Source organism: Compostibacillus humi (assembly GCF_014637175.1).
Classification (GTDB): domain Bacteria; phylum Bacillota; class Bacilli; order Bacillales; family Amphibacillaceae; genus Oceanobacillus; species Oceanobacillus humi.
Map to the genome: position 1 here is coordinate 48,946 of NZ_BMEV01000004.1, position 19,415 is coordinate 68,360.

General features: G+C 41.8%; 24 protein-coding genes. All 24 read left to right on the plus strand.

The genetic code is table 11. The features are described from left to right. The first annotated feature begins 5 nt into the window (after positions 1 to 5). Positions 6 to 1,019: a flagellar motor switch protein FliG gene (gene fliG, locus IEV18_RS01780; RefSeq protein WP_188390657.1), complete on the plus strand. Its 1,014-nt coding sequence runs from the start codon at positions 6 to 8 to the stop codon at positions 1,017 to 1,019. Then, on the plus strand, positions 1,012 to 1,755 hold the full coding sequence (gene fliH / locus IEV18_RS01785) for a flagellar assembly protein FliH (protein WP_188390658.1): 744 nt from the start codon (positions 1,012 to 1,014) through the stop codon (positions 1,753 to 1,755). The genes fliG and fliH overlap by 8 nt, the downstream gene beginning before the upstream one ends. Next, positions 1,752 to 3,071, plus strand: a complete 1,320-nt coding sequence (fliI, locus tag IEV18_RS01790; protein WP_188390659.1) for a flagellar protein export ATPase FliI — start codon at positions 1,752 to 1,754, stop codon at positions 3,069 to 3,071. The genes fliH and fliI overlap by 4 nt, the downstream gene beginning before the upstream one ends. Beyond that, positions 3,071 to 3,517, plus strand: coding sequence for a flagellar export protein FliJ (fliJ, locus tag IEV18_RS01795; RefSeq protein ID WP_188390660.1), 447 nt, complete (start codon positions 3,071 to 3,073; stop codon positions 3,515 to 3,517). Before fliI ends, fliJ begins: the two co-directional genes overlap by 1 nt. A gap of 5 nt (positions 3,518 to 3,522) precedes the next feature. Further along, positions 3,523 to 4,098 (plus strand): MotE family protein, encoded by a 576-nt coding sequence (locus IEV18_RS01800; RefSeq protein WP_188390661.1) that lies wholly within the window; start codon positions 3,523 to 3,525, stop codon positions 4,096 to 4,098. A gap of 28 nt (positions 4,099 to 4,126) precedes the next feature. Next, positions 4,127 to 5,362 (plus strand): flagellar hook-length control protein FliK, encoded by a 1,236-nt coding sequence (locus tag IEV18_RS01805; RefSeq protein ID WP_188390662.1) that lies wholly within the window; start codon positions 4,127 to 4,129, stop codon positions 5,360 to 5,362. A 2-nt stretch (positions 5,363 to 5,364) separates the two neighbouring features. Next, on the plus strand, positions 5,365 to 5,799 hold the full coding sequence (gene flgD / locus IEV18_RS01810; protein ID WP_188390663.1) for a flagellar hook assembly protein FlgD: 435 nt from the start codon (positions 5,365 to 5,367) through the stop codon (positions 5,797 to 5,799). A gap of 16 nt (positions 5,800 to 5,815) precedes the next feature. Continuing rightward, positions 5,816 to 6,187 carry a TIGR02530 family flagellar biosynthesis protein gene (locus IEV18_RS01815; protein WP_188390664.1) on the plus strand — a complete coding sequence of 124 codons (372 nt, stop codon included), beginning with the start codon at positions 5,816 to 5,818 and terminating at the stop codon, positions 6,185 to 6,187. Positions 6,188 to 6,264: 77 nt separating this feature from the next. After that, positions 6,265 to 7,140: a flagellar basal body rod protein FlgG gene (gene flgG, locus IEV18_RS01820; RefSeq protein ID WP_188390665.1), complete on the plus strand. Its 876-nt coding sequence runs from the start codon at positions 6,265 to 6,267 to the stop codon at positions 7,138 to 7,140. Positions 7,141 to 7,196: 56 nt separating this feature from the next. Further along, positions 7,197 to 7,415, plus strand: a complete 219-nt coding sequence (locus IEV18_RS01825; RefSeq protein WP_188390666.1) for a flagellar FlbD family protein — start codon at positions 7,197 to 7,199, stop codon at positions 7,413 to 7,415. Then, positions 7,408 to 7,824 carry a flagellar basal body-associated protein FliL gene (gene fliL, locus IEV18_RS01830; protein ID WP_188390704.1) on the plus strand — a complete coding sequence of 139 codons (417 nt, stop codon included), beginning with the start codon at positions 7,408 to 7,410 and terminating at the stop codon, positions 7,822 to 7,824. Before IEV18_RS01825 ends, fliL begins: the two co-directional genes overlap by 8 nt. A gap of 35 nt (positions 7,825 to 7,859) precedes the next feature. Then, the gene (fliM, locus tag IEV18_RS01835; protein ID WP_188390667.1) at positions 7,860 to 8,855 is read left to right on the plus strand and encodes a flagellar motor switch protein FliM; all 996 of its coding nucleotides are present in this window, start codon (positions 7,860 to 7,862) and stop codon (positions 8,853 to 8,855) included. After that, positions 8,848 to 10,014: a flagellar motor switch phosphatase FliY gene (fliY, locus tag IEV18_RS01840; protein ID WP_373281872.1), complete on the plus strand. Its 1,167-nt coding sequence runs from the start codon at positions 8,848 to 8,850 to the stop codon at positions 10,012 to 10,014. Before fliM ends, fliY begins: the two co-directional genes overlap by 8 nt. Positions 10,015 to 10,032: 18 nt before the next feature. Further along, entirely contained in the window at positions 10,033 to 10,395 is a 363-nt protein-coding gene (locus IEV18_RS01845; protein ID WP_188390669.1) for a response regulator, read from the plus strand. A gap of 8 nt (positions 10,396 to 10,403) precedes the next feature. After that, positions 10,404 to 11,018 carry a flagellar biosynthetic protein FliO gene (gene fliO / locus IEV18_RS01850; RefSeq protein WP_188390670.1) on the plus strand — a complete coding sequence of 205 codons (615 nt, stop codon included), beginning with the start codon at positions 10,404 to 10,406 and terminating at the stop codon, positions 11,016 to 11,018. Then, on the plus strand, positions 11,011 to 11,676 hold the full coding sequence (gene fliP, locus IEV18_RS01855) for a flagellar type III secretion system pore protein FliP (protein ID WP_188390671.1): 666 nt from the start codon (positions 11,011 to 11,013) through the stop codon (positions 11,674 to 11,676). Before fliO ends, fliP begins: the two co-directional genes overlap by 8 nt. A gap of 27 nt (positions 11,677 to 11,703) precedes the next feature. Further along, positions 11,704 to 11,973 (plus strand): flagellar biosynthesis protein FliQ, encoded by a 270-nt coding sequence (gene fliQ / locus IEV18_RS01860; protein WP_188390672.1) that lies wholly within the window; start codon positions 11,704 to 11,706, stop codon positions 11,971 to 11,973. A 3-nt stretch (positions 11,974 to 11,976) separates the two neighbouring features. Further along, on the plus strand, positions 11,977 to 12,756 hold the full coding sequence (gene fliR / locus IEV18_RS01865; RefSeq protein WP_188390673.1) for a flagellar biosynthetic protein FliR: 780 nt from the start codon (positions 11,977 to 11,979) through the stop codon (positions 12,754 to 12,756). Between the two features lies 1 nt (position 12,757). Next, entirely contained in the window at positions 12,758 to 13,837 is a 1,080-nt protein-coding gene (flhB, locus tag IEV18_RS01870) for a flagellar biosynthesis protein FlhB (protein ID WP_188390674.1), read from the plus strand. Positions 13,838 to 13,854: 17 nt separating this feature from the next. Next, positions 13,855 to 15,888: a flagellar biosynthesis protein FlhA gene (gene flhA, locus IEV18_RS01875; RefSeq protein ID WP_188390675.1), complete on the plus strand. Its 2,034-nt coding sequence runs from the start codon at positions 13,855 to 13,857 to the stop codon at positions 15,886 to 15,888. Then, positions 15,885 to 17,003, plus strand: coding sequence for a flagellar biosynthesis GTPase FlhF (gene flhF / locus IEV18_RS01880; protein ID WP_188390676.1), 1,119 nt, complete (start codon positions 15,885 to 15,887; stop codon positions 17,001 to 17,003). Before flhA ends, flhF begins: the two co-directional genes overlap by 4 nt. Next, positions 16,993 to 17,859: a MinD/ParA family protein gene (locus IEV18_RS01885; protein ID WP_188390677.1), complete on the plus strand. Its 867-nt coding sequence runs from the start codon at positions 16,993 to 16,995 to the stop codon at positions 17,857 to 17,859. Before flhF ends, IEV18_RS01885 begins: the two co-directional genes overlap by 11 nt. A 5-nt stretch (positions 17,860 to 17,864) precedes the next feature. Then, positions 17,865 to 18,911, plus strand: coding sequence for a protein-glutamate methylesterase/protein-glutamine glutaminase (locus tag IEV18_RS01890; RefSeq protein WP_188390678.1), 1,047 nt, complete (start codon positions 17,865 to 17,867; stop codon positions 18,909 to 18,911). Positions 18,912 to 18,947: 36 nt separating this feature from the next. Then, positions 18,948 to 19,415 (plus strand): chemotaxis protein CheW, encoded by a 468-nt coding sequence (locus IEV18_RS01895; RefSeq protein WP_188390679.1) that lies wholly within the window; start codon positions 18,948 to 18,950, stop codon positions 19,413 to 19,415.

The following is a 19,415-nucleotide window of genomic DNA, read 5'->3' on the forward strand; positions in this document are numbered from 1 at the left end:
GACGGATGGCAAGACAGAAAAGAGCTTTAACCGGAAAACAGAAAGCAGCAATTCTTTTAATCTCCCTCGGTCCAGACGTATCTGCTCAAGTATACAAACATTTAACGGAAGAGGAAATTGAAAAATTAAGTTTGGAAATCTCTTCGGTAAAAAAAGTGGATGCCGATTTGAAAGAAGACGTGATTGAACAATTTCACCAAATTGTCGTCGCCCAGGATTATATTTCTCAAGGCGGAATCGGCTATGCGAAGACCGTTCTGGAAAAAGCCTTTGGCAAGCAGGAGGCAGCCAGCATTATTAACAGGCTAACCTCCTCCTTGCAGGTGAGACCGTTTGATTTTGCAAGAAAGGCAGATCCGCAGCAGCTGTTGAATTTTATTCAGGATGAGCATCCGCAAACGATTGCTTTAGTTTTGTCCTATTTAGATCCGGAACAGGCGGGACAAATATTATCGGCGCTGCCTCAGGAAATGCAGGCGGACGTTGCGCGGAGAATTGCTACAATGGACTCCACCTCTCCAGAAATCATTAGCCAAGTAGAGCAAATTTTGGAAAGAAATTTATCCTCAGCCCTTACGGAAGATTACACGCAAACCGGAGGCATACAGGCGGTAGTAGAAGTGTTAAATGGAGTAGACCGGAGTACAGAAAGAACGATTTTGGACGCTTTAGAAATTCAAGATCCGGAATTAGCGGATGAAATTAAGAAACGGATGTTCGTCTTTGAAGATATCGTTATATTGGATAATCGGGCAATTCAGCGTGTTATCCGAGAAGTCGATAATGACGATCTCCGTCTTGCATTGAAAGTGGCAAGCGACGAAGTGAAGGAAGTCATTTTTTCCAATATGTCCAAGCGCATGGCAGAAACCTTTAGGGAAGAAATGGAGTACATGGGGCCGGTACGGTTAATTGATGTGGAAGAGGCGCAGACGAGAATTGTCGCGACGATCCGCAGACTGGAAGAAATTGGAGAAATCGTTATTGCCCGGGGCGGAGGAGATGATATCATTGTCTAACTCCGTCCATAAACGGGTTATCCAAATAAAAACAGCTGAATTTTTTGCCGAAAAGCAGCTTAATACGGATGCCTCCGCAGAGGAGACATTGGATGGGCTTATGGAGAAAATTGCAGATGCGAAAGCTAAGTTAGAAGAAATAAAACAAGAACAATACCGAATCATCGAAGAAGGAAAAGCCCGAATAATCGAAGAAAAGCAGCAATGGCAGGAGGAAAAGATACGTTTAGTCGAAGAAGCTAAAAAAGAAGGGTACCAAGCCGGGTTTCAGCTAGGGAAGGAAGAAAGCAGAAAAGAATACGAACGTTTGCTCACCCAGGCAAATGAAATTGTTGAAAAAGCACAAGCAGATTATTACCGTACCGTTGCAAAGCACGAAGATACGATTTTACACCTGGCAACCGGGATAGCAGAGAAAATTTTAAAAAAGAAACTTTCCGAAGATCCTGCTCATTTTCTGCCGCTCGTTCAATCTGCGTTAAAAGAGATGCGGGAGCAGGGAGTAGTGAAAATCTACGTCCACCCGTCGAAGTATAAGGCGGTATTAGAAAATAAAGAGGAATTGCAAGAACTTCTGGAACATGATGCAAAACTCTCCATTTATATAAAGGAAGATTTAAGCGAAGACGGCTGTTTAATAGAACATCCCTTTGGGCGGCTAGATGCCGGTGTGGATACCCAGCTGGATCAAATCCGGGAGATGCTGGAACAGCTTCAACAGGAGAATCGGGAATGAATATAGAACGTTTTTTAACCGCGATGGAAAAAGCCGATACGTATAAGTATTACGGAAAAGTAAAACGGGTTGTCGGACTGACAATTGAATCCCAAGGTCCGCAAGCAAACGTTGGCGAAGTCTGTTTCATCCATCCGTCGAAAAAAGGGTCTATACCTATTCTTGCTGAGGTTGTAGGGTTTCAGGATGAAAATATTCTTCTCATGCCTTATGGGGAAATTAATGAAATCGGACCTGGCTGTCTCGTGGAGTCGACAGGTAAACCGCTGTTGATAAAAGTCGGCAGAGGATTAATGGGACAAATAATAAATTCCCTCGGTCAGCCTTTTGTCTCAGCTTCATTGTCTAAAGGGCTTACGGACTATCCGACTGATCAGTCCCCGCCTAACCCGATGGAAAGGCCGCCAATCCGGGAGCCGATTCAAATCGGCATTAAAGTAATCGATTCTCTGTTAACAGTTGGCAAAGGCCAGCGAATCGGGATTTTTGCGGGAAGCGGTGTCGGCAAAAGTACGCTGTTAGGCATGATTGCAAGAAATAGCCATGCGGATATTAATGTTATTGCCCTTATCGGTGAACGGGGCAGGGAAGTGCGGGAATTTATTGAAAAGGATTTAGGCGAAGAGGGGATGAAAAAATCGGTTGTTGTCGCCGCTACATCGGATCAGCCGGCCCTCATGCGAATCAAAGGAGCGTATACTGCCACCGCCATCGCTGAGTATTTTCGTGACCAGGGATTAGATGTCAATCTGATGATGGATTCGGTCACGCGGGTTGCGATGGCACAAAGAGAAATCGGCCTCGCCACCGGTGAACCGCCGACAACGAAAGGATATACTCCTTCTGTTTTTTCTATTTTGCCAAAACTGCTGGAACGGACAGGCACAAATCAGCGTGGGACAATTACAGCTTTTTACACAGTGCTAGTTGACGGGGATGACATGAATGAACCGATAGCAGACGCGGTACGAGGGATACTGGACGGCCATTTTGTAATGGACCGCAGTTTAGCGGAAAAAGGCCAATATCCGGCAATTAACGTGCTAAAATCAATCAGCCGGGTAATGAATCAGATTACGACGACGGAACATCAGGCCTATGCCCAGAAGCTGCGTACCATATTGGCAAAATATGAAGAAAACCAGGAATTGATCAGCATTGGTGCATATAAGCGGGGAACAGACCAGGAGATTGATATGGCCATCAATTATTATCCGAAAATTATGGATTACTTAAAGCAAGATGTATATGAAGCCCATTCGCTGGAAAATTCGATTGAAATGATGCGAATGCTGCTCAATGGAGGCGGGAATTAATGGCTGAGTCAATGGCATTTCATAAAATACTCCATGTAAGAGAAAATGAAAAAAGCATTGCCCTCAGGGAATATAACCAGTCTTTAGACTTATTTGAACAAGTTGCAACAGAACTGTACCAGCTATTAAAGAAAAAAGAAAATGCGGAAGAATCGTATGACATGTCGCTGCAAAATGCTACTTCCATTGAAAAAATCAAGGAACAGGCCCTATATATCGAAATGCTCAATGAAGAGATTTCATCTCTCCAGGAGCAAGTCCAGCGGGCTAGAACCGAAATGGAATGGAAACAAAAAAAACTAACAGATGCTCATGTAGAAGTGAAAAAATTTCAAAAACTGATCGACCATCGGAAACAGAAAGAAGAAGTAGAGAGGAAAAAAATGGAAAATACTTTAATGGATGAAATTTCCGTTACCCAATTTTTAAGCCACAAAAACAGGTGAAGCACATGGCAAAAACGTTGAATCAGGAAAGAAAAAAAATGAAACCTTTAGTTATGATCGTATTTGGAGTAATTGTTCCAATTATCGTCATCATTACAATCGTATCGATTATTCTCAATATACTGGATATCGATGCGGTTGGCTGGGCAAAGGAAAAGGGAAATAACATTCCCATTATATCTAACTTTATTACGACGGAAGAAGAAATGGATTTTCAAAGAATGGAGGAACACTACCAGCAAACCATTCAAGCAAAAGACGAAAAAATTGAAATGCTGGAACTAGACATTGAAAATCTCAAAGCACAAATCGACGATTTGGAACGGGAACTGTTAAAAGCAGAAAACAGCGATGCATCGCTGCAGCTGGAAGAAGAGGAAGAAGCAGCAGACCCGATAAAAGATACGGCCAAAGCATTTCAAAATATGGATGAAGAGCAGGCAGCAAAAATTTTGGAAAATATGTCCCGGGAGGAAGCCGTAAATCTATTAAATCAGCTATCTGCCAAAGTGCGCGGCGGTATATTGCAGGAGATGAATCCACAAACTGCTGCTGAAATCACTCGATTACTGCTGAATTAATTTTCCGCTTTGAAAGGAGGTGAAAAGGATGAATGCGAGTATTCTCATGCCAAATGCAAAAGCCCAATTTACGGTTCCTTCGATTTCCCAAAAGGTGAAAAACCTGGAAGAAAGCTTATCTTTCCCATTATTGTTAGGCAATGAACAGACCAATTCCGTTGCCGAGAAATTAAATTTGAAGCTGCAGGAATTATTCCCTGAAGCAGGGGAGGAATTTCTTCAGCAACTCGTAAAATCGGCAATGGAAAAAATTGAAATTGCTAATAACGATGGAAAAATGTCCTTGGAAGAAATTGTTCCATGGCTCCTTCACGAACTCGGCCTGGAGAATACCAAGCCGGAAGAAAGTGTTCATGCTGCTTTTGTTCCATTCCTGCCAATGGCTGAAACTAGGACAAATGTTGAGCCGAAAGAGGATAAAGCTGTTCAGGAACTGTGGACGAAAATCGAATCATTGCTGAAAACGATTCGCACGCAAGCAGATATGAAGCTGGCTGCGCCGAAGTTAATGAATTTATTAGAACAATGGCAAAAGCTTAGCAGCGGCTATCCAGAAAATAGTCAACCGATCATTTCTCGAGGAGATACGAAAATACAACAAATGTGGGATGACCTCGTCCGATTTTATGAAAAAAGAGAGCAGCTAGCCGGGAAGCAATTGTACCAGCTGGAATCAAAAGTAACAAATCGGGATATTGTCCGCATTTTAGAAAAGGCCATTGAAAAATATGGCCTGAAGGAAACGGCGCAAACACCGGCACCTTCATTTCAAACGGGAACCTCGTTAGGCAAGCTGGAACAATATGTTATTTATACACAGCAGACTGAAACAGCTGGTGGAGCAGACAAGAAGTTTGTAGAGCAATTCCAGCAAATTATTAAATCCAGCAAGTTTTTATCTCAGCCAAACGGTTTGAGCCAGCTGTCCATCCGACTGCGGCCGGAAAATTTAGGGAATATGATGATTCGGCTTATTCAAGCGGATGGAGAAATGATGGTGAAGATTACGGTAACAACCGAGGCAGCGAAGGATATGCTGGAAAGGAATATGAATCAATTAAAACATCTGTTTTCGCCGCAGCAAGTAACGGTTGAAAAACAAGAAATTTTTACAAACCAAAGTCAGACGGCGCAAAAACAACATCAGGAAGACATGAATGACGACTTCCACCAGCAATCCGACAAGCAGAAAAACGATGCGCACGAACAGCGGGAAGAAGATGAGGGAACATCTTTCTGGGAAATATTAAACGAGAAGGTGTAGTTATGACTAAAATCGATCCATCATTATATTTATCCAGCCAGAAAACGATGCGGGAACCGAGCCCGGTGTTGGATAAAGACGGGTTTTTAAAAATTTTGATGACCCAAATGCAAAACCAGGATCCGTTGAATCCGATGAGTGATCAGGACATGGTACAGCAAATGGCAACTCTCACCTCTGTAGAACAGCTTATAAACATGTCGAAATCGATTGAAACACTCGTTCATAGCCAATTGATGTCGCCAGTAATTCAGTATAGCCATATGATCGGGAAAATGGTTACGTATTTAGCAGACGGTGAAGAGGTAACGAGCAAGGTTGTTGCCGTTACTCAGCAGGACGGATGGGCGCTGTTGGAACTGGAAAACGGGGATACGATTTATGCGGATGCTGCCACGAAAGTTATCCATGCCGATTCCAATAAGGAGGATGAATAAAAGGAAGTGAATTACATTGGACCACCGGATTCATCAAATACCAAACCGGTTCGCCCTTGATTTTCCTGCTGTTAAGGAAAAACCGCAAGCTGCTGAAACCGAGTTTCGCGAAATTTTTCAAAAAGAACTGTCATTAAAAATCAGCAAACATGCAAGCGAACGGTTAGAAGAGAGAAATATTCACATTGATAAAAAACAGTGGCATCTCATCGAAGACAAAATGAATGAAGCGAGGAGAAAAGGAATTACAGATTCTCTCGTCGTGACAAAAGATGCAACACTGTTAGTAAGCACAACAAATAATACCGTGATTACTGCGTTAGACCGGGAAGAAGCATCCGACCGGATTTTTACGAATATTAACGGAACGATCATTATCAATTCTTAGGCTGGACCCAGACCGGGAGGCCGATAGCTGCGGACCGACAGAAGCAGCAATAAAATTCGTAAAGGGGAGATTTACTTATGTTGCGTTCCATGTATGCAGGCATTTCCGGAATGAAAAACTTCCAAACGAAATTAGACGTCATCGGCAACAACATTGCCAACGTGAATACGGCAGGATTTAAAAAGGGCCGGGTCACCTTTCAGGATATGATGAGCCAAACGACACGAGGGGCTCAAGGACCGACAGCAACACGAGGCGGGGTAAACCCAGCGCAAGTTGGTCTCGGCTCTCAATTAGGCTCCATCGATAATATCCATACCCAAGGATTCCGGCAGACAACGAACAACCCGTTAGACTTTGCTATTGAGGGAGATGGGATGTTTGTTTTGGCAACAGGTATAACGGGGACAATTAATTTTAATGATGATGGATCTACTGATGACAACAATGTAAGTATATCCTATACTCGAGCTGGAAATTTTTATTTAGATGAAGATGGAGCAATAGTTAATCCGTTAGGGTATTACTTAATTGGATTTAACGTAGATGAAGATTCTGGACAAAATACAGCTGGTTACGGAAAGATTACTATTCCCGATGACGCTCAAAGTTTTAGTGTTGAAACAAATGGATTAGTTACGTATGTTGATTCCACTGGAGCGACAAAGTATGCGGGAAAAGTAGCTTTAGCAAACTTCTCTAATCCTGCTGGTTTAGAGAAAGCAGGAAGTAATCTTTTCCTAAATAGCCCAAATGCTGGCTATAATGATGTTATTGAACCAGAAGACGGTGGTGTCGGCTCCATTATCAGCGGTGCGCTGGAAATGTCTAATGTAGACTTGTCAGAGGAGTTTACCGAAATGATTACCGCACAGCGCGGTTTCCAGGCGAATACTAGAATTATTACTACATCCGATGAAATACTTCAGGAGCTTGTAAACTTAAAACGATAAAAAATTGAAGTAAGGAGGTAGGGAGCATCCTGTTCGGATGCTCCCACCAAAAAATTATGATACAGTTATCCCGTTTAAATGGCAGCACGTTTACGTTAAATGCCTTGCTGATCGAACAGGTGGAATCTTTTCCGGATACGACAATAACGCTTGTGAACGGCAAAAAAATTGTTGTGTTAAATTCAGAAGAAGAAGTGGTAGAAGCTATTACTTCCTATTATAAGAGAATTGGATTGCAGAGGATTCATAAGGAAACAGGTGATGAATGTGAGTAAGCTGGTGAAAGCATTAATAACTTCATTAGTCATTTTATTAATAGCCGCAATTGCTGCATTAGTCGTCGTCTTAAACATTAACGCTGAAGACAGCGATCAGCCCCCTTCGATTGATGAAATTGTAGAATATTCCTATCAATCACCTGAGATTACGACAGATTTGGATGATGGTAGTTTTGTCCGTGTGCAATTTCAAATTATAACCGACGGCAAAAAAGCGAAAGAGGAAATAAGCAAGCGGGATTTTCAGCTGAAAAATATACTCATTAAAGAACTTGCTACGATGACAGAAGAAGATTTTAAGAACGGTTTAACGGATTTGGAAGCCCAATTAAAGACAAAATTAAATGAAGTAATGGTAGAAGGTCAAGTTACCGACGTATATACAATCAGTAAAATTTTACAGTAAATTCGTATGCTCCGCCAATGGAGGTGAGTGTTATAATGGATGAGGTACTTTCACAATCGGAAATTGATGCCCTATTATCTGCAATAACGTCCGGAGAAATGGATGCAGAAGAACTGAAGAAGGAAGAGCAGGAAAAAAAGGTCCGTGTTTACGACTTTAAAAGAGCATTGCGCTTCTCTAAAGATCAGATTCGCAGCATTTCTAGAATATATGAAAATTATGCTAGATTGCTCACCACCCATTTTTCTACTCAGCTTCGAACATATGTCAATATTTCGGTAACGAGTGTGGATCAAGTGCCATATGAGGAATTTATTCGCTCGATTCCTAGTTTAACTGTTTTAAATATATATAGTGTTTCTCCGTTAGACGGCAGACTAATAATGGAAATAAACCCGAATATCGCTTATGCGCTGTTGGACCGGATACTTGGCGGTCAAGGGAAAAGTATTGATAGGGAAGATAGTTTGACAGAAATCGAGAAACTTTTATTACATCAATTTTTCGAGAAAGGGCTGGATTGTTTTCGTGAGGCATGGTCCTCCGTCATTGAAATCGACCCGGTATTGGAGGAGTTTGAAGAAAATCCCCAATTCATACAGCTTGTTTCACCTAATGAAACAGTTGTCGTCGTTTCATTAACGACAAAAATCGGGGAAACGAGCGGCATGATGAATATTTGTATTCCCCATGTCATCCTGGAACCAATCGTTTCCAAATTATCTGCACATTATTGGATGCAGCCGACGAAAAACAAAATCGATGAAGAAGCATATCGCAAAATAACGAAAGAACTTCATGGTGCAACATTGGATGTAAAAACAATTCTCGGCGAAGCCAGCATTACTATTGAACAATTTTTAAAGTTAAACCGTGGGGATATTATTGCATTAGATCAGGCAATCGAACAGCCACTGAGATTAATAATCAATGATAAACCGAAATTTTACGTACAGCCAGGCAAGTTTAAAAATAAAATGTCTGTGCAGATATTGGAGGAAATTAAAGGGGTGATTGAACATGATGAATGATGATGGCTTATTATCACAGGAAGAAATTGATGCATTGCTCAATATCGGTGATGAAGAAGACGAACTGGAAGCTGATGCAGCAACGAATCATACTTCTGCTTATTTGTCTGATATAGAAATAGATACAATCGGCGAAATCGGAAATATTTCTTTTGGCAGCTCAGCGACGACACTTTCTACTCTTCTTAATCAAAAAGTAGAGATTACGACGCCAAAGGTAAGTATTGTAAAAAAAGAAGAATTGGCTAGCGCCATCCAGTTTCAGCCGGTTAGTATTCAAGTAAATTACGTTTCTGGTTTATCAGGGAAAAATATCTTTATCATTAAGGCAAAAGACGCTTCGGTCATTGCAGATATTATGCTTGGCGGAGATGGAACAAAGCCGACAGAACAATTATCCGAAATCCATTTAAGCGCAGTGCAAGAGGCGATGAATCAAATGATGGGTGCCGCTGCAACAAGCATGTCAACCATTTTTAATAAAAAAGTAGATATTTCTCCTCCATCGATTATCGATGATGCCAATGTAAAATTAGGAGAACTATTCGATGAAGAGGCATATGTAAAAGTATTTTTTCGCCTGACCGTTGGCGATTTAGTTGATTCCAATATGATGCAGCTGATGCCGATAGATTTTGCAAAACAAATGGCGGACCAATTATTAAATGGCGAGAATGCCGTTACAGAAACGCCAAGCGAGCAAATTGCTCCAACAGAAGCTCAACAAGCAGCTGTGAAAGCGGAGGAGCCAGCACAACAAGCGGTTGCACAGCAGCCAAAAACAGAAGAAAGAAGCCAAAATCCGCAGATGATTGGCAATCCGCTGTTTACGGAAGATGCAAAAGTTGAAGAAGCCTCCTTCTCCCAATTTGAACCGGTAGCGTTAAATCAAACGGAGCAAAGAAATTTGGATATGCTATTAGATATCCCTCTAAAAATTACAGTTGAGCTCGGAAGGACAAAGCGGGCCATCCGTGATATTTTGGAATTTTCCGCCGGTTCCATTATTGAATTGGACAAGCTCGCTGGAGAACCAGTGGATATCCTCGTGAACGATAAACTTATTGCCGAAGGAGAAGTTGTTGTTATTGATGAAAACTTTGGAGTAAGGGTAACAGATATTATTAGCAAAACTGATCGATTAATGAAGCTGAAATAAACATGAGGAGGAATTTCCATGAGCAAAAAAATATTAATCGTTGATGATGCAGCGTTTATGCGAATGATGATTAAAGATATTTTAACGAAAAACGGGTATGAAGTAGCTGGAGAAGCCCAGGACGGAGCTCAAGCGGTAGAAAAGTATAAAGAATTAAATCCTGATTTAGTGACCATGGATATTACGATGCCGGAAATGGACGGTATTACGGCGTTGAAAGAAATCCGCAAAATCAACCCGGATGCAAAAGTCATCATGTGTTCCGCCATGGGACAGCAGGCGATGGTAATTGATGCAATCCAAGCCGGAGCGAAAGACTTTATCGTAAAACCGTTTCAGGCGGACCGGGTGATTGAGGCAATTCAGAAGGCATTAGGATAAGGAAACGAGTGAGAATATTGCCAAAGAAAACGTGGATTTTCGTCATATTGCTTTTACTTTTTTTCGCCAGCGAAGTCCATGCAGTACCGAAAAACGTAATGGATTGTTTAGAAGATGGGGCAGACTGCGAAGAAGAGCTTGTTCCGACTGCCGAAAACAGGGATAATCCAGAAAACGAAAGTCTGTCTGATTCTCTCGTGCTTAATATTATTAAGCTAGCAATCGTATTGTCTCTCGTCATTGGACTTATGTATCTTGTTATAAAATTTTTGCAGTCACGGAATAAACTATTTCAGAAAGTAAAGTCGATGGAAAATCTTGGGGGCCTTTCCCTTGGACAAAATAAATCGATACAAATTGTAAAAATAGGTTCCAGACTTTATTTAGTCGGAGTTGGCGATAATGTGGAACTGCTGAAGGAAATTACCGATAAACAACTGATTGACGAAATTTTAGCTGAAGAAAGCAAAGAGAATAGAGCCACAACAGCGAAAACAATTTTTCCGTTGAAGCAAAATACTGCTCAATTTCGCCGGTTATTTCAAAAGGAACTGGATCAGCTAAAGGAAAATCGCAAGAAAATAGTAGAACGACATAAAGAAAAGGAAGACGGCAATGAATGAATTTATTGATATGTTTTCCAGTTCAGATCCAGCAACTGTCGCCACATCAGTAAAATTGCTTTTGTTATTGACTGTACTGTCACTGGCACCAGGGATATTAATTTTAATGACAAGCTTTACGAGAATTGTTGTCGTATTGTCCTTTGTCAGAACTTCCCTGGCTACGCAGCAAATGCCGCCTAATCAGGTTCTCATCGGACTTGCTCTCTTTTTGACTTTTTTTATTATGGCTCCGGTATTTAGCGAAGTGTATGAAGAGGCGCTCGAACCGCTTTTTGCGGAGGAGATTACACTGGATGAAGCATATGAAAATGCGAGTGTGCCGATGAAGGAATTTATGGCGAAGCATACGAGACAAAAGGACTTGGCATTATTTTTAGACTATGCTCAAGCTGAACCGCCGGAAACAGTGCAGGATATACCATTGACTGCTTTAATTCCAGCCTTTGCGATTAGCGAGCTGAAAACAGCCTTTCAAATGGGATTTATGATTTTTATACCTTTCTTAATTATCGATATGGCTGTGGCAAGTATCCTCATGTCAATGGGGATGATGATGCTGCCGCCGGTAATGATTTCATTGCCGTTTAAAATCTTGCTTTTTGTGCTCGTTGACGGCTGGTATTTAATAACTCACTCCATATTGGATAGTTTCTGATGATTACAAAGAAAGAGGCATAGTAGGATGACGAGTGAATTTGTTTTAGCAATGGCTGAGAATGCGATTTATACATTATTGATTGTAACAGGACCTTTATTGATTTTGGCGATTGCCGTCGGACTGCTCGTAAGTATTTTTCAGGCAACGACGCAAATCCAGGAACAGACGCTAGCCTTTGTTCCAAAGATTATCGCCGTGTTAGTCGGGTTAGTGTTTTTCGGTCCGTGGATGCTGACGAATATGGTCGAGTTTACCCTCGACATCTTTCAAAATCTGAACCGTTTTACAGGGTAGCCTATGATTGAATATATAAACATGGAGATATTGCCCGTCTTTTTGTTAGTTTTTATTCGGGTATTAGCATTTTTTGTTACGATGCCTTTCTTTTCCTATCGGACCATACCGATACCATTTAAAATAGGCTTAAGCTTTTTTCTAGCCCTGATTATGGTATACACGGTGGATACAACGATCGTAACCGTTGACGATATGTATTTCCTTTTATTAATAAAAGAAGCAATCGTCGGTTTGCTCGTTGGACTCGTTGCCTACATGATTGTCTCAGCTGTGCAAGTGGCTGGCGGTTTTATCGATTTTCAAATGGGTTTTGCCATCGCCAATGTTATCGATCCTCAAACCGGTGCGCAAAGCCCGATGACAGGCCAATTTTTTTATATGATCGCACTGTTATTTTTGCTGTCAGTAGATGGCCATCATTTAATCATCGACGGCATTGTCAACAGCTATCAGTTTGTGGCGCTCGATGTATTTATACCTTTTGAAAATCGTTCCATTGTCGACTTTGTCATACTTACCTTTAATCATATGTTTCTTATTGCGTTTCAAATGGCAATTCCGATTGTCGGATGTTTATTTTTAGTTGACGTGGCATTGGGGATGATGGCAAGGACCGTGCCGCAGCTCAACGTATTTGTTATTGGCCTTCCTTTAAAGATTTTCGTCAGTTTTGCGGCAATTTTAGTATTTCTTAGTTTATACGTGTCCCTTGCTAAACTGCTCTTTTCGACGATGTTTGAAGTAATGCGCGGCTTAATGCAGTTATTCGGAGGTGTTTAACTTGCAGCTGAAAATGGATTTGCAGTATTTTGCAGGTGAGAAAACGGAAAAAGCGACTCCGAAAAAACGGCAGGACGAACGGAAAAAGGGCCGCGTGGCGAAAAGTCAGGACGTAAATACAGCCATTTTGCTTTTATTCTGTTTTATTGCGTTATTCGTCTTTGGCAAGTTTATGCTGGAAAAAATGACAAGCATGTACGAACATACCTTTACTGAATTGATCCATTGGCAAGTGACGGTAGACTCGATTAGCAAAATTTTTACCGGCATCAGTATGGAAACTGGAAAAATTGTTGCTCCAATTATGGTCATTGCCGTTATCGGCGGAATTGGAGCAAATTTGTTGCAGGTCGGTTTTTTATATACGACGGAACCGTTAAAGATGGATTTAAAAAGGATTAATCCAATTCAAGGTGCCAAGCGAATTTTTTCCCTTCGGGCAATTGTTGAACTGTTAAAATCATTTTTTAAGATAGCGGTCGTCGGGGCAATTACCTTTTTCATTATCTGGAAATACAAAGATGATATGTTAATGACCGCCTTTTTAAACGCAGAAGGAGCGCTCGCTTTTTACGCGAAGGTTGCCATTATTATGGCCGTTTCTGCTGCAGTCGCACTTTTATTTCTATCCATTTTCGACTATGCGTACCAGAAATTTGACTTTGAGAAAAATATTCGAATGTCCAAACAGGATATTAAAGACGAATACAAAAATATCGAAGGGGACCCGTTAATTCGGTCCAAAATTAAAGAAAGGCAGCGGCAAATTGCGACAAGAAGAATGATGAGCGAGGTCCCGAATGCGGATGTTGTCATTACAAACCCGACCCATTACGCCATTGCCATCAAGTATGATGAAGAAGTTGCCAGCGCGCCTTACGTTCTGGCGAAAGGCGTTGACTTAGTCGCTTTAAAAATAAAAGAAATTGCCAAAGCCCATGATGTTCATACAGTAGAAAATCGTCCTCTTGCCCGGGCGCTCTATGATGCTGTGGAGATCGGGGACGTAATTCCGGAAGAGTTTTATCAGGCCATCGCCGAAATATTAGCATACGTTTATCGTTTGGAAAACAAAGTTTAAACTAAGGAGAGTCACCAATGAAAGCACGAGATTTGTCCGTTTTAGTAGGTGTAATATTAATCGTATTAATGCTAGTTATTCCCTTGCCTGGCGGACTATTAAGTGTGCTCTTATTAATTAATATGTCTTTATCGTTAATTGTCATCCTCGTCGCCATGAACACGAAGGAACCGCTGGATTTTGCGGTTTTTCCGACGCTTCTGCTTCTTCTTACTTTATTCCGCCTCTCGTTAAATGTCTCCACAACCCGTGCCATTTTATCACGAGGAGATGCCGGCGGAGTTGTCGAAACTTTCGGTTCCTTTGTCATCGGGGATAACCCGCTCGTCGGTTTTGTCGTCTTTATTATTTTGGTAATCATTAATTTTATCGTTATTACAAAGGGAGCCGAACGAGTTTCTGAAGTAGCAGCCCGCTTCTCCTTGGATGCAATGCCAGGGAAACAAATGAGTATCGATGCTGATTTAAATGCCGGATTAATCTCGGAAAATGAAGCAAAGGCAAGAAGGGAAAAGGTAGAAAGAGAAGCCGATTTCCACGGAGCAATGGACGGTGCGAGCAAATTCGTTAAAGGGGATGCGATCGCTGGCATCATTATCGTTATTGTTAACGTCTTATTCGGAATGGTCGTCGGGATGATTCAAATGGGAATGTCCTTTGGCGAAGCAGTTAATACTTTTACCCGGCTAACCGTTGGGGACGGATTGGTAACCCAAATACCAGCGCTCCTCGTATCTACTGCGACGGGAATTGTTGTGACCCGTTCCAGCAGCAAAGATAATTTAGGTGCCGACGTCATGAATCAGCTTCTGCAATATCCAAAACTATTGTACATTGCTGCAGCAACAATTTTTCTGCTCGGCTTTACGCCAATAAACTTTTTCTTAACGACAGTTATTGCAGCATTTCTTGCTTTAAGCGCCTACATGTTGCAAAAGCAGGCAATCGAACCGGACGTTCCGGATCCGGAAGAAGAGGTTGAGACGGAAAGCACGGAAATGAAATCTCCGGAAAATGTCATAAATTTACTAAATATGGATCCGATTGAATTTGAATTCGGCTATGCGCTCATTCCGCTGGCAGACGCCAATCAGGGCGGCGACCTGCTAGATCGGATTGTCATGATTCGGAGGCAGCTTGCATTGGAATTGGGAATCGTTATTCCGGTTGTCCGGATACGGGACAATATTCAGCTTAATCCGAACGAATATCGACTGAAAATAAAAGGGAATGAAGTTGCAAAAGGGGAATTGTTGCTCGATCACTATTTAGCCATGGCCCCAGGGATGATGGATGATGATCTGGAAGGAATCGAAACGAAAGAACCTGCCTTTGGACTTCCGGCTAAATGGATCGGCGAAGAATTAAAGGACGAAGCAGAGCTATCCGGATATACCGTTGTTGACCCGCCGTCTGTCGTTTCCACCCACATTACAGAAGTAATTAAAAAACATGCCCATGTGTTGCTTGGACGACAGGAAACGAAACAACTTATCGATCATTTAAAGGAAAGCTATCCGATTTTAGTGGAAGAAGTGACACCAGAACCATTGGCGATAGGCGATGTCCAAAAAGTACTCGCCAAGCTTTTGCGAGAAGGTATATCCATTCGGAATTTGCCGGTTATTTTTGAAACGCTGGCTGATTTTGGCAAAATGACGAACGATCCGGAATTATTGGCTGAATATGTACGGCAGGCATTATCGAAGCAAATTACAAAACAATATGTGAATGAAGATCAATCGTTGAAAGTTGTTACTGTATCCGGCAAAGTGGAAAAACTGATTGCCGAAAATATTAAACGGACAGAACATGGCAGCTTTCTCGCCCTTGATCCGGATTCCCAGCAGAAAATTATTCAATCTATTCAACAGGAGACAGAAAAACTTTCTTTGCAGGAAGAAACAGCGATTATTCTTTGTTCTCCTGCAATCCGCATGTATTTGAAACAGCTGCTGGACCGTTTCTTACCGCAAGTAGTCGTCTTGTCTTACAATGAACTGGAACCGGATGTGGAAGTTCAAAGTGTCGGGGTGGTGAATGTAGCATGAAAATAAAAAAATATATTGCAGCAAATATGCCTGAAGCAATGAAACAAATACGGAAAGAATTAGGTCCGGAAGCGGTAATTCTCCATTCGAAAGAAATACAGGAGGGAGGGTTTCTCGGACTTTTTAAAAAAAAGAAAATCGAAGTTGTTGCTGCCCTGGACCCGGAGCCGGTTCATTTTAAGCGGCGAACACCTCCGCGGGATTCTGCAAAACAGGAGCTGACTGAAGAGGTATCGGAGCAAAAATTAAATAAAGAAATTATGAAAGAAATTCAACAGTTAAAGAAAATGGTGGCAATGAATGCAAAACATAGCCGGGAACATTTTCCGCTGGAGTATGAACTGGTATACCAGCACTTATTGCAGCAGGAAGTAGAAGAAGAACTTGCCGCTGAGATTGTAGCAAAAGTGCTTAAAAAACATGAGAAAGGGGAAGCGGAAAAAACGGTTCGGAACATTTGGGAAGATACTCGCGCTGTGATTGCCAATATGCTTGACGTATATCCTTTCCACGGAATATCGGACGAGAAGAAAGTGCTGCAGTTTGTCGGTCCGACCGGAGTCGGCAAGACGACAACGATTGCCAAAATTGCCGCCCTTTTAATGTTAAAACGAAAAAAGAAAGTAGCTTTTATTACGACGGATACGTACCGGATTGCGGCAGTGGAGCAACTGAAAACGTACGCGAGAATCTTAAATGTGCCAATCGAAGTAGTCTACTCGGCGGATGATTACGAGCAGGCGGTCGCTAAATTTGAACCGTATGATTATATTTTGATCGATACTGCCGGGAGAAATTACCGGGAAGAAAAATACGTGAACGATTTAAAGCAATTAATTTCCGTACAGGCGGATACATTTTTAGTTCTGGCTGCTACGGCTAAATATAGCGATTTGGTGGAAATCTACGAAAATTTCCATCATTTTCCGTTAAAGCAAGTAATTTTTACGAAAACCGATGAAACGAATACGTATGGCAGCTTGCTTAATATTCCGGTACGGCAGCAGATCGGCATTGCTTATGTTACGGACGGACAAGATGTGCCGAATGACATAAAAGAAGTTTCCCCGGAAGCAGTTGCAGAGATGCTGGCAGGTGATACTGGTGCATCATGATCAGGCTTCCTATCTCCGGTGGCAAATGGATAGGCGAAACGGCGCGAGACAAGCGAAAACGATTTGTGTCGTCAGCGGTAAAGGCGGCGTCGGCAAAACGAATTTTGCGGTCAATTTTGCCTTGGAATTAACGAAGCAAAAAAAACGGGTTTTAGTTTTTGATTTAGATGTCGGCATGGGGAACGTCGATTTATTATTAGGAAGGAATGCAAAAAAAACAATTATTGACATGTTTCGCCCCGGGGAGTCGATTCATGATATTATAGAAATAGGCCCGCATCAATTACATTATATTGCCGGCGGGTCAGGGTTAAATGAATTATTCAAAATGGATTCCGCAAGAAAAGATTACTTTTTAAAGCAAATGGAGGAAGTAACCTTTCGCTTTGATTATATTATTTTTGATATCGGAGCAGGAATTCATGCAGACAGTCTGTTTTTTATCTTGGCTGCTGACGAGTGCATTGTAATCACAACACCTGAGCCGACTTCTATTACGGATGCGTATAGTGTGATTAAACATATTTTACAGCAAAACACAAGCATTCCGATTCGCTTCGTCCTCAATCGTGCAGTTACGAAGAAACATGGGGAAAAAGTGGTGAAACAGTTTCAGCAAGTCGTGAAAAAATTTCTCCAAATTGACATTCGGTGTATTGGGATGTTGCCGGATGACAAAACGGTAAGCCAATCGGTAATGAGGCAAGTGCCTTTTACGATCGCTGCAGAGAAGTCAAGTGCAGCAAAAGCTGTAAAGGAAATTGCATCTGCCTTTGTTGCAGATGCTAAAGAATATGACAAAAGCAGAACCGCTTCGTTTATCCAAAGACTGAAACGATTTTTTTCCGAGGAGTAATCATCATGGAGCAAATACGGGTAATTGTTATTGATGATTCTGCATTTATGCGAAAAGTAATTACAGATATTTTAGAAAGCGATTCCCGCATTCGCGTTGTTGGCACAGCAAGAAACGGGGAAGATGGTATCCGGAAAATAGAAAAGCTCAAACCGGATGTTGTAACTTTAGATATTGAAATGCCAGTGATGGATGGGATGACCGCATTAAAGCTGATTATGAAAACAAATCCTCTTCCTGTTGTGATGCTGACCAGTGTTTCTGAAGCAGATACAACGAAGACGATTGAAGCGATGTCCTGCGGTGCGGTCGATTTTATTTCCAAACCATCTGGGCCTATTTCACTAGATTTAGAGACAATTAAACATACGATTATTACCAAGGTAATTACAGCTGCCCAAATTAATGTGCAAAAATCACCATCGAAAAACTGGACGAGAAAATGGGAACAGCCAAGTTTCCTGGATAATGATAAGACGATTGTCGGTATTGGCACGTCAACCGGCGGTCCAAAGGCATTGCAGCAAGTTCTGCAAGCGTTGCCGGAAAATTTTGCCGCACCTATTGTTATCGTACAGCACATGCCTCCCGGTTTTACAAAATCACTGGCTGACCGATTAGACACTATTTGTACTATACGGGTAAAGGAAGCAGAAAATGGGGAACCATTAACTTGTAATACCGCCTATATTGCTCCTGGAAACTATCATTTAGGCATCGATGAGAGCCAAGGGACGTTGCGGATCAAACTGCATCAGTCTCCGCCGGAAAACGGACATCGGCCCTCGGTAGACGTGCTGTTTGAATCTTTATCTCGATTGAGAGATGTAAATAAAATCGGGGTAGTGCTGACTGGAATGGGAAGTGACGGAACGAAGGGGGCAAGAAAGATGAAATCCTCTGAAAAAAATACGATTCTTATCGCTGAAGCGGAAGAAACGGCAGTTGTATATGGCATGCCGAAATCAATCGTAAAATCCGGACTCGCCGATTATATTTTGCCTTTAAATGAAATAGGAGACTTTTTAACCAAACTTGCAATGAAATGTTAAATATCTCAATGGTTCATTATCAAAAAAGGAGATGGAATGATGGACAAGGTGCTAACCGATCGGAAAGTGATAGTTTTTCAATTAGGGGAAGAAGAATATGCGGTAGACGTGAAGCAAGTCGGATCGATTGAACGAATTTTGCCGATAACCCGGGTTCCGAAAACACCTTCCTATGTGAAAGGGGTTATCAATTTAAGAGGGGTCGTCACTCCGATTATCGACTTGCGGTTAAGATTCGGAATGGGTGAAGGTGAAATCGGGGAAGCATCACGAATTCTCATCGTCAATGTCGATCAGATGGATGTTGGCCTAATCGTCGATGCAGCGAATGATGTAATCGATATCCCATTGGAAAAAATTGAATCTGCCGGCGAAGTGATCGATTCCGCCAACATTGATTATATCGAAGGAGTTGCCAAGCTAGGAAGCCGTTTGTTAATTTTATTGGATTTACATAAAGTATTAGAAAAAGATAAAGTGCAGCTGCAGGCAATGGAAGGATAA

Bases quoted from the DNA above. Each gene is read 5' to 3' on its own strand.
- fliY (WP_373281872.1), top strand. From the start codon at position 8,848: ATGAATGATGATGGCTTATTATCACAGGAAGAAATTGATGCATTGCTC.
- flhA (WP_188390675.1), top strand. From the start codon at position 13,855: ATGAAAGCACGAGATTTGTCCGTTTTAGTAGGTGTAATATTAATCGTA.
- flgG (WP_188390665.1), top strand. From the start codon at position 6,265: ATGTTGCGTTCCATGTATGCAGGCATTTCCGGAATGAAAAACTTCCAA.
- flhF (WP_188390676.1), top strand. From the start codon at position 15,885: ATGAAAATAAAAAAATATATTGCAGCAAATATGCCTGAAGCAATGAAA.
- IEV18_RS01800 (WP_188390661.1), top strand. From the start codon at position 3,523: ATGGCAAAAACGTTGAATCAGGAAAGAAAAAAAATGAAACCTTTAGTT.
- IEV18_RS01895 (WP_188390679.1), top strand. From the start codon at position 18,948: ATGATGGACAAGGTGCTAACCGATCGGAAAGTGATAGTTTTTCAATTA.
- fliP (WP_188390671.1), top strand. From the start codon at position 11,011: ATGAATGAATTTATTGATATGTTTTCCAGTTCAGATCCAGCAACTGTC.
- fliG (WP_188390657.1), top strand. From the start codon at position 6: ATGGCAAGACAGAAAAGAGCTTTAACCGGAAAACAGAAAGCAGCAATT.
- fliI (WP_188390659.1), top strand. From the start codon at position 1,752: ATGAATATAGAACGTTTTTTAACCGCGATGGAAAAAGCCGATACGTAT.
- fliJ (WP_188390660.1), top strand. From the start codon at position 3,071: ATGGCTGAGTCAATGGCATTTCATAAAATACTCCATGTAAGAGAAAAT.
- fliM (WP_188390667.1), top strand. From the start codon at position 7,860: ATGGATGAGGTACTTTCACAATCGGAAATTGATGCCCTATTATCTGCA.
- IEV18_RS01890 (WP_188390678.1), top strand. From the start codon at position 17,865: ATGGAGCAAATACGGGTAATTGTTATTGATGATTCTGCATTTATGCGA.
- flgD (WP_188390663.1), top strand. From the start codon at position 5,365: ATGACTAAAATCGATCCATCATTATATTTATCCAGCCAGAAAACGATG.
- fliR (WP_188390673.1), top strand. From the start codon at position 11,977: ATGATTGAATATATAAACATGGAGATATTGCCCGTCTTTTTGTTAGTT.
- IEV18_RS01805 (WP_188390662.1), top strand. From the start codon at position 4,127: ATGAATGCGAGTATTCTCATGCCAAATGCAAAAGCCCAATTTACGGTT.
- IEV18_RS01845 (WP_188390669.1), top strand. From the start codon at position 10,033: ATGAGCAAAAAAATATTAATCGTTGATGATGCAGCGTTTATGCGAATG.
- IEV18_RS01825 (WP_188390666.1), top strand. From the start codon at position 7,197: ATGATACAGTTATCCCGTTTAAATGGCAGCACGTTTACGTTAAATGCC.
- fliQ (WP_188390672.1), top strand. From the start codon at position 11,704: ATGACGAGTGAATTTGTTTTAGCAATGGCTGAGAATGCGATTTATACA.